We start from the raw sequence: 12,019 nt of genomic DNA, 5'->3' as shown, positions 1-12,019 counted from the left end.
CTGCGCGACAAGCCACCACGCACCCGCAGCTTCAAACCGAGCCCCCGCCCCCCAAAGCCCGAAGGGCCGGGCACCCCAAGGTGCCCGACCCTTCAAAGCCAGCCCCGCTAAGCCTGCCGAACCCAGCGGAGCGAACCGTCACTTCTTGCGGCGGCGGCCCTTCTGCTGCTTCCGCCGCTCCGCGCGCGTGAGCCCGTCCGACTCGGAGCGCACCGGCTCCCCGTCGCTGGTGAAGTCGCCCTCGACGACACCACCCTCGCCGTCCACGGTCGGCGCGGAGAAGTGCAGCCGGTCCGGCCGCTGCGGGGCCTCGAGCCCCTTGGCGCGGATCTCCGGACGCGCACCCGCGGGCACGGTGTCCTCCTTCTTGTCGAGGGACGGCTTCGCGTCCTCGACCGGAACCTCCTCGACCTGCTGCTCGACCTGGACCTCCAGGTTGAACAGGTAGCCGACGGACTCCTCCTTGATGCCGTCCATCATCGCGGTGAACATGTCGAAGCCCTCGCGCTGGTACTCGACCAGCGGGTCCTTCTGGGCCATCGCACGCAGGCCGATGCCCTCCTGGAGGTAGTCCATCTCGTAGAGGTGCTCGCGCCACTTGCGGTCCAGGACCGACAGCACGACCCGGCGCTCCAGCTCCCGCATGATCTCGGAGCCGAGCTGCGCCTCACGCGCCTCGTACTGCTCGTGGATGTCGTCCTTGATGGACTCGGAGATGAACTCGGCGGTGAGACCCGCGCGGTCGCCCACCGTCTCCTCGAGCTCCTCGATGGTGACCTTCACCGGGTAGAGCTGCTTGAAGGCGCCCCACAGCCGGTCCAGGTCCCACTCCTCGGAGAAGCCCTCGGCGGTCTCGGCGTCGATGTACGCGTCGATGGTGTCGTCCATGAAGTGCTGGATCTGCTCCTGCAGATCCTCGCCCTCCAGGACGCGGCGCCGCTCTCCGTAGATGACCTCGCGCTGCCGATTGAGGACCTCGTCGTACTTGAGGACGTTCTTCCGGGTCTCGAAGTTCTGCTGCTCGACCTGGGACTGGGCGGAGGCGATCGCGCGCGTGACCATCTTGTTCTCGATCGGCACGTCGTCCGGGACGTTCGCCATCGACATCACGCGCTCGACCATCTGGGCCTTGAACAGCCGCATCAGGTCGTCACCGAGGGACAGGTAGAAGCGGGACTCGCCCGGGTCGCCCTGACGGCCGGAACGACCGCGCAGCTGGTTGTCGATACGACGCGACTCGTGCCGTTCAGTGCCGAGGACGTAGAGCCCGCCGAGCTCCGTGACCTCCTCGAACTCGGCCTTCACCGCCTTTTCCGCCCTCTCCAGGGCGGCGGGCAGCGCGGCGGCCCACTCCTCGATGTGCTCCTCGGGGTCGAGGCCGCGCTGGCGCAGCTCGGCCTCGGCGAGGTCTTCGGGGTTGCCGCCGAGCTTGATGTCCGTACCTCGTCCGGCCATGTTCGTGGCAACGGTGACGGCGCCCTTGCGACCGGCCTGCGCGACGATCGTCGCCTCACGGTCGTGCTGCTTCGCGTTCAGCACTTCGTGCTGGATGCCGCGCTTGCTGAGCTGCTGCGAGAGGTACTCGGACTTCTCGACCGACGTCGTGCCGACGAGGATCGGCTGGCCCTTCTCGTGCTTCTCGGCGATGTCGTCGACGACCGCGTCGAACTTGGCGACCTCGGTGCGGTAGATCAGGTCCGACTGGTCCGCGCGGATCATCGGCTTGTTGGTCGGGATCGGCACGACACCGAGCTTGTAGATCTGGTGGAACTCGGCTGCCTCGGTCATCGCCGTACCGGTCATGCCGCAGAGCTTGTCGTAGAGGCGGAAGAAGTTCTGCAGGGTGATCGTGGCGAGCGTCTGGTTCTCGTCCTTGATGTCCACCCCTTCCTTCGCCTCGATCGCCTGGTGCATGCCCTCGTTGTAGCGGCGGCCGGCGAGAATACGGCCCGTGTGCTCGTCGACGATCATGACTTCGCCGTCGATGACGACGTAGTCCTTGTCCTTCTTGAAGAGCTCCTTGGCCTTGATGGCGTTGTTCAGGTAGCCCACCAGCGGGGTGTTCACCGACTCGTAGAGGTTGTCGATGCCCAGCCAGTCCTCGACCTTGGTGACGCCGGGTTCGTGGATGGCGACGGTGCGCTTCTTCTCGTCGACCTCGTAGTCGCCGGTCTCTTCGATGCCCTTGAGGGTGTTGCCCGCCTCGCCCCTCTTCAGGCGCGTGACCAGCTTGGCGAAGTCGCCGTACCACTTGGTGGCCTGGTCGGCCGGGCCGGAGATGATCAGCGGCGTACGGGCCTCGTCGACGAGGATGGAGTCGACCTCGTCGACGATCGCGAAGTTGTGGCCGCGCTGCACCAGCTCGTCCTTCGACCACGCCATGTTGTCGCGCAGGTAGTCGAAACCGAACTCGTTGTTCGTGCCGTACGTGATGTCGCAGTTGTACTGCTCGCGGCGCTGGGCCGGCGTCATATTGGCCAGGATGCAGCCGACCGACAGGCCCAGGAACTTGTGGACGCGGGCCATCAGTTCGGATTGGCTTTCGGCCAGGTAGTCGTTGACCGTGATCAGGTGCACGCCCTTGCCGGACAGCGCATTGAGATACGCGGGCAGGGTGCCGACCAGGGTCTTGCCCTCACCGGTCTTCATCTCGGCGACATAGCCCATGTGCAGGGCGGCGCCGCCCATGATCTGCACGTCGAAGTGGCGCTGGCCGAGAACGCGCTTGGCGGCTTCGCGGACGGTCGCGAACGCCTCGGGGAGCAGGTCGTCGAGAGCCTTCTTCAGAACCGCGTCGTGCTTCGACTCGTCGGGCTCGTCGGCGAGCGCCTCGGCGATCCGCTCCTTGTACTCGTCGGTGAGGGCCCGCAGCTCGGCGTCGGAGAGGTCGACGAAGTCCTCTTCGATGGAGTTGACCTGGTCCGCGATGCGGTGCAGTTTGCGCAGGATCTTGCCTTCGCCTGCACGCATGATCTTCGAGAGGACGGACACGGGGGTTTGTCTCCTTGCCGGTCGGGCCGGACGGTCGGGTTCAACAACAGCTTCAAATCACAGCTTGAGCAACGGCCATCGTAAGCGAGGACCCCACCGCGCCGGGAGGTCTGCCCGTGACAGCCACTAGGACAACGGACGGCAGTTGCGGAAGGTGCCGCACAGCCACAACGAAAAGTAACCGGCCCTTCACACAGGGCAAACGATGGCTTCCCTGGGTGAGGCCGAGCAGAATCGGGCAATGGAACCCGTCACACTGACCTCCGAGCGCCTCCTGCTGCGTCCGGTGGGACCGCACGACACCGACGCCGTGTACGAAGCCGCCCAGGACCCCGAGATCCAGCGCTGGACCACGATCCCGTCGCCCTATCTGCGGGAGCACGCGGTGGGCTTCACGGAGCAGATGGTGCCCGACGGCTGGGCGGACAGCTCGATGTTCACGTTCGGCGTCTTCCTGCCCGCCGCCGGCGAACTCGCCGGCATGCTCGGCATCACGATGCGCTCCCCAGGAGTCGGCGAGATCGGTTTCTGGGCCACGAAGGAACACCGGGGCAACGGCTACATCACCGAGGCCACTGTCCGCGCCTCCCGTTGGGCGTTCAAGGACATGGCGATCGACCGTGTGGAGTGGCGGGCCGAGGTCGGCAACCGGGGTTCCCGCGCGGTCGCCGAACGCGCCGGCTTCACCATGGAGGGCGTCCTGCGCGCCGGCATCAACAACAAGGGCGTACGCCGCGACTGCTGGATCGGCTCCTTGCTCCCCTCCGACATGAGGCTGCCGTCGACAGCGCCGTACCTGCCTGCCCCGCAGCATGCCTGAACCGCCGGGATGAACGGGCGGGTTGCACGGGCGGGCTGAATCGCCGGTGTCCTCGTCGCCCCACTCTCCCCACCTGATCACCCCAAGTCAGGGCCGGTTTTCGCAGGTCAGACCCGGTTGTCAGTGGCACCGCCTATCGTGCGGGCCATGACGAGTCTCCCTCGCCCCACCATCGAACTCTCCGCCGACGAGGCCCGCCGAATCGCCCTGCGCGCCCAGGGATTCCTCGGCGCCCCCGACCGCAAGGCCGGCGTGCGTGGTGTGCTGCGGCATCTGGGAGCGGTCCAGCTCGACACGATCTCGGTCCTCGCCCGCTCCCACGAGCTCATCCCGTACGCCCGCCTCGGCGCCGTCGGCCGCAAGACGGTGGACAAGGCCTACTGGACCGCGTCATCCCCGGGCGCCTCTCCGGCCCGACCCCACGCCTTCGAGTACTGGTCGCACGCCGCCTGCATCCTCCCCATCGAGGAGTGGCCCCACTTCGCCTTCCGCCGCCGTGCCTACCGCGCCCGCCCGCAGTGGAACCACGAGCTCCCGGACGGCACGTACGACCAGGTCATCAAGCAACTGAAATCCGAAGGCCCCCTTACCGCCACGGAGTTGGGCGGCGCCAAGAAGACCAGCGAGTGGTGGGACTGGTCGGGCACGAAGGTCGCCGTCGAGCGCGCGCTGATGTACGGCGAGGTGGTGTGCGTGGAACGGCGCGGCTGGAAGCGGGTGTACGACCTCGCCGAGCGCGCCATCCCCGACACGCTGCTCCATGACGAGCTGGACGACGCCGAGTGCCTGCGCCGTCTGGTCCGGCTAGCGGGCCAGGCGCTGGGCGTCGGCACGCGCGCGGACATAGCCGACTACCACCGCCTCAAGGGCGAGCAGGTCGACGCGGTGCTAGCGGACTCCGGACTGGTCCCGGTGACCGTCTCGGGCTGGGGCAAGCCCGCCTGGGCCGATCCCGCGGCCCTGGAGACCACACCGCGCGGCCGCCACCGTACGACGCTGCTGTCCCCGTTCGACTCGCTGATCTGGGAACGCGCCCGTACGGAGCGGATCTTCGGCTTCACCCACCGCCTGGAGGCCTACGTCCCCAAGCCAAAACGGGTGCACGGCTACTTCGCAATGCCGGTCCTCGCCGGCGGCCACCTTGTCGGCCGCGTGGACCCCGCCCGCGAGGGCCGAACGCTGGTGGCCAAGCAGGTGACTTTGGATGGGCCCAAGGCCGTGCCCGCGGTGACCCAGGCTCTGATCGAGGCCGCGAGCTGGGTGGGCTGCACGGACGTACGGGTGGAGAGGGTGGACGCCCCGGAGCTGCTGGAGCCGCTGACGAAAGAGCTGGCGCGAGCGCCCCTCTAGGCGCGCGGGAAACTGCGCGACAAGCCACGACACACCCGCAGCTGCCGTACCGCTCTCCTCGCGGAGCGCACGGCGAAACGGTCACCGGATCTCGAGGATCTTCTCCCGCATCGCGTACACCACGGCCTCCATCCTGGAGTGCAACTGCAGCTTCTCCAGGATGTTCCGCACATGGTTCTTCACGGTGTTCTCGGAGATGAACAACTCCTTGGCGATATCCCGGTTGTTCATCCCGGTCGCGACCAGCTTGAGAACCTCCAGCTCACGATCGGTGAGCCGAGGCGCAGGCACCAGCCGTCGCTCATCCGTGCGCTGGATCATCGACTTGAACTCGGTGAGCAGCTTGGACGCCATCGAGGGGCTGATCTGCGACTGCCCGTCGGCGACGGCACGAATCGCCGTCGCCACCTCGTCCGTGGAGATCTCCTTGAGGAGATAGCCGGTCGCGCCCGCCTTGATCGCGTCGTAGAGGTCGGCCTCCTCATCGCTGATCGTCAGCATGATGATCTTCGCGCTGGGGGCCACCTCCTTGATGGACGTGCACGCCTCGATACCGCCGCGCTTGGGCATCCGTACGTCCATCAGCACGATGTCGGGCAGCAGGTCGGCGGCCTTGTCGACCGCCTCGGCCCCGTCACCCGCCTCCCCGACGACCTGGATGTCCTCCTCGGCGGCGAGCACGATCTCCAGGCCGCGGCGGAAAAGGGCATGGTCGTCCACGACAAGGACCCTGATCGGCTCCTTGCGTGGGGAGCCGGCATTCGGGCCGGAGCCCGCGTCCGGGCCCATGCCGACGACGCCGTCGTCGGCATCTTCGTCCTGCATCGGTCCGAAGCTGTCCGCCATCGTTCCTCCCCCTGAAGGCCGTGGCCTGTGTTCCTGTGCCATCGCCAACCCAAGGCAACGGCCCACCGGTTGGGGCCCGGTGCGGCCATGATTTCATGCCCGGACGACAGTCCGGTGACGCAGCGGGGCGCAAGGGGTCGCATACCGGTGCCCCTGGGGGCGCACGCACACTCGCACGCACGCTCCAGGGGCACCGACTGGTGGTCCCCCGGCCGACTGCCGGGGGAACTCATCGGGCGTGGTCAGCCGCCCAGCGTCCCGCCCGTCGAGGGCTTGTGCGCCTGGGCGACCATCGGGTCAGTGCTGAGGTGGATGACGCCGTAGTCGTATGCGTGCCGCCGGTAGACGACACTCGGTTCCTTGGTCTCGGAGTCGACGAAAAGATAGAAGTCATGCCCGACCAGCTCCATCTCGTAGAGAGCCTGGTCGAGGGTCATCGGAGAGGCGACGTGCGTCTTCTCGCGTACGACGAGGGGGCCTTCGCCCTTCACCTCGAGGGAGCCGATCTTCTTGGTCGGCACTCCTTCGGGCTCTTCCTCGTGGACGGCTTTGCCGTTCCCGTTCAGTGTCGCCACACCCGGAACGTGGTCGGGGACCTCAGCTGCCGTGAGCCGACGGGCACCACGGCGCGTGTAGCGCTTGTCGTGCTGCTTGCGCAGCCGGGCTTCGAGCTTGTCCGCCGCCAGGTCCAGTGCCGCATACGCATCGCTGGCCGCCGCCTCTGCCCGGATCACCGGGCCGCGGGAGTGAAGCGTGATCTCCACTCGGTCGGACCGGTCGGCCTGTCGCGGGTTGGGCTCCTTGGACACCTCGACGTCGAGGCTGATCACCTTGGCATCGAGCTTCTGGATCTTCTCCAGCTTCAGCTTCTCGGCCACGTGCTTGCGGAACCGCTCTGGCACTTCGGTCTTGCGGCCCTTGACGACGATGTCCACGCAGAACTCCGTTCCCGGATCGCTCCGCATCGGTGCGGAGCAACTCCCTTTTTGCACCAGGCTCCGGTACGTCCCAGAGCCTCGGACTTGGTGACTTCCACCTCCTCCTCCCCCGTGGGCAAGATCTCCACCCCACCGCCGCGGGTGATTGCAGAAACCCGCAGGATGGCATTCCGGTATAGGAGGGACAGCACCCGGCATTCCCTCACAACCGAACATATCTCGCTCGGACGGATGTCGTCACCCTCTACTGCGGTGTACCTCCATTCCAGCGAATGAACCTCTCGCTACCTGCAACGACGCAACTTCCCGATCAGTTCCGGATTATGGCGAACGATGACGGAGACGCGGCGACCACAGCCGCGCTGATCATGTCTCCGGTGCCGTTCGGACCGCGCATTTCCGCAGCCGTTTGTGGCCGGGCTCCTGCTTCCGCAAAAGCGGCGCGCAGCGCCCGCGCCGCCTCCGCCAAGGACGCGCCCGTCGTCATCAGGTCGTCGACGAGTACGGCCCGGCCGCCTTCGGCCAGCAACCGGGCGCCCCCGGCGGCCACCTCCAGGGCGCCGGCCAGATTGTCCATCCGCTGCCGGGAGTTGAGCCCCGACTGGTCGGCCACGGCACGCCGCTGGCGCAGCACGGCGAGCACCCGTGCCGGGGTCCCCGCCTGCCGCAGTTCGCCCGCTGCCGCGAGCGCGATCCGCCGCACCGGGTCATGCCCCCGCGCCCGCACCGCGCGCCGTGCGGAGGGGACGGGAACGAGGAGCACCGGTCCCCCGGGCCCGCCACCGGACGCGAGCGAGGCCCGTACCGCACCCGCGAGCGCCACGCCCAGCGGCCCTGCGAGCATCAGCGCACCCCGTTCCTTGTGGGCGAGGAGCGCCGCCCGCACTTCGTCCTCGTACGGAGCCGACGCGTGCACCACAGGCAGCCCCGGCGGCTCGGGCATCGGTCGCGCCCGGCGCGGCGCGGCCCCCATCAGGGCGGCACGGCACCCCGGGCACAACACCGCACGAGGTCTCCCGCAGCCTCCGCACACGGCCGGCAGCACAAGGTCGGTGAGGTCCTGCCACCACCCGCGCATGCCCACCACTGTGCCAACGCCAGAGCTCTCCGGCCACCCCTGTGGACAACTCCCTGTGGACAACTGCCGGGCTATCCCGGATAGACCGGCGCCGTCCCCGTCTTGACCACCTTCTGCCACTGCGCACCGGACGAAAGCCGCACAATCCCGTCCTCCGAGTGCGCCACCAGCGGCAGCCGCTCGTCCTCGGAGGCGGCGATCTCCTCCACGCCGGTGAGCGCGGAAGGCGGCGCCCCGACCGGGGTGGAGCCGTCGACCTGGACGTACCGGATCTGCTGCACGCCGCCCTCCTCCTGGCCCACCACGACCAGGCGGCTGTCCCCGGCCCAGGACATGGCCGTGACCTCCTCCAGCCGCGGTGTGACCGAACGCGGGTCGTGGATCGTGACGACAGGCCGCCCATCCGGTCCGCTCTGGCGCTCGATCCGCCCCATGAGCAGCGAGGTCTTGCCGTCCTCCTCGACGATCAACGCGATCCGCACACCATCCGCGGCCACCCGCACCGCCTCGATCCGCCCCTCGATCCCAGGCGTCCTGACCTCCAGCGGCACACCGCGGCCCTCCTCGAACAGGAGCAGCCGGGAGTTCTTCGGGTCGCGGTCGGCCACCCACAGGTCGCCGCCCACATCCCAGCTGGGCGTCGTCAGCCCGTCGTCCTCCGCCTTGGCCTTGCTCCTCAGCACGGGATCCCCGAGCGAAGCGCCGGACGCGAGCGACCCCACGTACAGCGAACGCCCGTCCAGCGAGACCCCGGCCGCGCTCTCCTCGTTCCGCGAGACCGCGGCCGTCCGCAGTGCCGTGTCGCCGGTGCCGAGCGCTCCGGGCACCGGCTCGGCCTCTTGCTCTTCGTCGGCGGGTATCCGTACGAGCCGCTTCTCACCGTCGATGAAGTACTCGTAGTGGACAGGCTGCCCGGTGCCGTGCGATGCGATGATCTCGGCGTCGGGCTCATCGATCTCGCACAGCTGTGAGCCGTCGGGGCGCTGCAGTTCGACCTCGTCAATGCCCGTGGGCGTCAGGTCCCTCAGGGTGAAGATGAGCTGGGCCGCCATCTCGGCGCACTGGGTCTGCCCGACGCCCTCGGCCCTCTTGTTCAGCGGCACCCTCAGCCGGTTCTGATCGTCCGGCGCCAGCGTCTTGACGCCCTTCTTCAGTGCCGTTCCCGTGGGGAAGCGAGACCTGACCACAGGCTTGAGCCAGCTCGTGGGCCCGTTCAGCAGTGCCTTGACCATCTGTGTCACGGGGTCGACCTGCTGGCGCACATAGACCGGATCGGCCACGGTTCCGAGCCGGTCGCCGGTCGGCGAGTTCGACGCGAAGTAGTACTTATTGACGGAGACATAGCGGCGCTGGAAGTCGGAGTTGCCGAGCACCACGCCCTGCGGCGGCACGTCGATGCGCCACTGCTTGCTGCCGTCCGACACCTTCTGCTCCGTGAGATGCAGCGTCTCCTTGTACGGGCCCTCGGCGGGCTCGTACGCGAACTGCTGGTCCACCTCGGCGACCTTGTCGCCGGTCAGCGCGTACGCGTAGTCGCCAGTGGCCTCCCTGCTGCCGCTGCGCTCGGCCAGCGCCGTCGGCCCGTCCGCGAGCACCGTCGTCGAGCGCTCGGGCTGCCAGTTCTTCGAGGCCTCCTCGGTGAGGTACTTGCGCGCCGTGTCGAACTCCGGCTCATCGCTGGTCAGTGCCTCCAGGAAGCCCTGCACGATCTCGAGGGGCTGGGCGTTCTCCCGCGGCGGCATCGCGAAGACTCGGACCGGCGCGTCCGGCCGCTGCGAGGCCTTGACGTCGCGCAGATCCCCGCTGTCCGGCATCGAGGCGCACCCGGCCAGCAGTACGGCTCCACAGCCGACGTACGCCACTACCCGCATCGGACGCCGCCGGCCGCCGCGATCGCCGTCAGCGCCCACGTGATCCCTCCCCTTGCTTCAACTGATCCGGTCCCTCGCCGGTTCCCGCGCCCTCCTCGGACGGCGCGTGGCCGGGCTCTTCGCGCTCCCCGGACTCCACGGGCGCGGTCACCGCACGCGCCTCCGCCGCGGGCCGCGGCACCACGCGCGCGCCGTTGCCGGGCAGCGCCGCCGGATCCACCGCGCCCGCCAGCCTCGGGGCCACTGGCGCCCGCGGCGGCATCGGCGGTACCCCGCGCTCCCCTTGCGACTGCGCCGGCACCGTGGCGAGTTTCTGCGTGCCGCTCAGGGGCAGCCCCGCTTCGTTCAGCCCGCGATTGCGCCGCGAGTCCTTGGGCTCCAGGGGTATCGGCGAGCCCCGAAGCGGCTCGTCCGCGGTCCGCGGCAGCGTCAGCCGGAACTGCGAGCCGCCGCCAGGCTCGCCCCACGCCTGCAGCCAGCCGCCGTGCAGCCGCGCGTCCTCCAGGGCGATGGACAGTCCCAGACCCGTACCACCGGTGGTACGCGCGCGTGCCGGGTCGGCCCGCCAGAAGCGGCTGAACACGCGGGTCGCCTCGCCGGGCTTGAGCCCCACTCCGTAGTCGCGCACCGCGACCGCGACCGCGCCGCCCGCCGCCGCGAGCCTGACCACTACGTCCCTGCCCTCGCCGTGCTCCACGGCGTTGACGACGAGGTTCCGCAGCACCCGCTCCACCCGCCGCGCGTCGGCCTCGGCGACCACCGGCTGGTGATCGCCGACGACCTTGATCTGCGTGCCCTTGCGCTCGGCGAGCGGCTCGGCCCCGCTGACAACCCGGCGTACGACCTCGCGCAGGTCTATCGGCTCGGCCTCCAGGGCCGCCGCGCCCGCGTCGAACCGGCTGATCTCCAGCAGATCCGCGAGCAGCGTCTCGAACCGGTCCAGCTGGTCCGCGAGCAGTTCGGCCGACCGCGCGGTCACCGGATCGAAGTCCACGCGCGCGTCATGGATGACGTCAGCGGCCATCCGTACGGTCGTCAGCGGCGTCCGCAGCTCATGAGACACATCGGACACGAACCGCCGCTGCATCCGCGACAGGTCCTCCAGCTGCTGGATCTTCAACTGAAGGTTCTGCGTCATCTTGTTGAAGGCCTCACCGAGCCGCGCGATGTCGTCCTCTCCGGTGACCTTCATACGTTCCTGAAGGCGCCCGGCGGACAGCCGCTCGGCGATCCCCGCGGCCATCCGTACGGGCGTGACGACCTGCCGCACCACGAGCCAGGCGATCGCGCCGAGCAGCACCACGACGAACAGTCCGGCCGTCGCGAGCGTCCCCTTGACCAGGCTGAGCGACTTCTCCTCCTGCGTGAGCGGGAAGAGGTAGTACAGCTGGTACGGCTCGCCGTTCGGGTCGTTCACCTGCTTGCCGATGACCAGCCCCGGCTGGGAGTCCTGGCCTGTCTTGTAGACGATGCGCGTATAACTCTGGGCCGGGAACATGTTCTCGTCGATGCGGCGGCGCAGATCCTCCGGCACGCTCGTCGCCGGATCGACGTCGCCCGACGAACGCGGGCCGCGCCCACCGCTGTCCGCGCCGCCGACCGTGCTGGAGGAGCTGAGCGTGACCACGGCGAAGGCGCCCTGGCCGCCGCTGGCGAGGGACTGCACGAGGTCGCTCAGCCACGCGCTGATGTTCTGGACGGGCCGCTCGTCCGTGCTCGAACCGTCGTCGCCCCCGGCGCTCGCCGCCGCGTCCGCCCGCTGCTTGGCCACGCCGAACCCACCGGTGGCCTGGCTCTCCGAGGCCTTCACCTTGGCGTCCAGCAGGCCGTTGCGCACCTGCCCGATGACGACGAAGCCCAACAGCAGGACCACACCCAGCGACATCAGCAGCGTCGTGACGACGACCTTGAGCTGGATGTTGCGCCGCCACAGCCGCATGACCGGCAGCAGCGGACGCCGCACCCAGCGCATGAAGAGCCGGAGGACCGGGCTGCCCTGGACTCCGCCCTGCAACAGCCAGCCCTCGCTGAACCGAGCCCAGAAGGAGCTCGCGGTCCGCCGGCCGACAGGCCGCGAGCGGCTTCCCGGCTGACCGGGCGCCGAAGCGGCACTGTCCCGGGACAT

At 68.9% G+C, this 12,019-nt stretch carries 8 protein-coding genes; 2 read left to right on the top strand and 6 right to left on the bottom strand.

The window, feature by feature from the left end; translation table 11 throughout:
- Positions 1-138: 138 nt before the first annotated feature.
- Complete coding sequence (gene secA, locus OHT21_RS28545; RefSeq protein WP_328771154.1) at positions 139-2,991, bottom strand: preprotein translocase subunit SecA; 2,853 nt, start codon at positions 2,989-2,991, stop codon at positions 139-141.
- Between the two features lie 241 nt (positions 2,992-3,232).
- On the opposite strand from secA, the gene OHT21_RS28540 reads away from it, so the two are divergent.
- Together OHT21_RS28540 and OHT21_RS28535 are read left to right on the top strand one after the other, a co-directional pair.
- Positions 3,233-3,811, top strand: a complete 579-nt coding sequence (locus tag OHT21_RS28540; RefSeq protein ID WP_328771153.1) for a GNAT family N-acetyltransferase — start codon at positions 3,233-3,235, stop codon at positions 3,809-3,811.
- Positions 3,812-3,958: 147 nt separating this feature from the next.
- Entirely contained in the window at positions 3,959-5,161 is a 1,203-nt protein-coding gene (locus OHT21_RS28535; protein WP_328771152.1) for a winged helix-turn-helix domain-containing protein, read from the top strand.
- An 81-nt stretch (positions 5,162-5,242) separates the two neighbouring features.
- Here OHT21_RS28535 and OHT21_RS28530 read toward each other — a convergent pair whose 3' ends face one another.
- The 5 genes from OHT21_RS28530 to mtrB all read right to left on the bottom strand — a co-directional run bounded on the left by OHT21_RS28530 (position 5,243) and on the right by mtrB (position 12,019).
- Positions 5,243-6,007 (bottom strand): response regulator, encoded by a 765-nt coding sequence (locus OHT21_RS28530; RefSeq protein WP_165342512.1) that lies wholly within the window; start codon positions 6,005-6,007, stop codon positions 5,243-5,245.
- 242 nt (positions 6,008-6,249) lie between these two features.
- A complete protein-coding gene (gene hpf / locus OHT21_RS28525; RefSeq protein ID WP_443050674.1) occupies positions 6,250-6,942 on the bottom strand; it encodes a ribosome hibernation-promoting factor, HPF/YfiA family in 693 nt (230 codons plus the stop codon).
- A gap of 313 nt (positions 6,943-7,255) precedes the next feature.
- Positions 7,256-8,023, bottom strand: coding sequence for a ComF family protein (locus tag OHT21_RS28520; RefSeq protein WP_328771150.1), 768 nt, complete (start codon positions 8,021-8,023; stop codon positions 7,256-7,258).
- A gap of 71 nt (positions 8,024-8,094) precedes the next feature.
- The gene (locus OHT21_RS28515) at positions 8,095-9,933 is read right to left on the bottom strand and encodes an LpqB family beta-propeller domain-containing protein (RefSeq protein ID WP_328771149.1); all 1,839 of its coding nucleotides are present in this window, start codon (positions 9,931-9,933) and stop codon (positions 8,095-8,097) included.
- Positions 9,923-12,019 carry an MtrAB system histidine kinase MtrB gene (mtrB, locus tag OHT21_RS28510; protein ID WP_328771148.1) on the bottom strand — a complete coding sequence of 699 codons (2,097 nt, stop codon included), beginning with the start codon at positions 12,017-12,019 and terminating at the stop codon, positions 9,923-9,925. Before mtrB ends, OHT21_RS28515 begins: the two co-directional genes overlap by 11 nt.

The sequence above is a fragment of the Streptomyces sp. NBC_00286 genome (assembly GCF_036173125.1).
Classification (GTDB): Bacteria; Actinomycetota; Actinomycetes; order Streptomycetales; family Streptomycetaceae; genus Streptomyces.
This window is presented reverse-complemented; position numbering and strand designations above follow the sequence as displayed.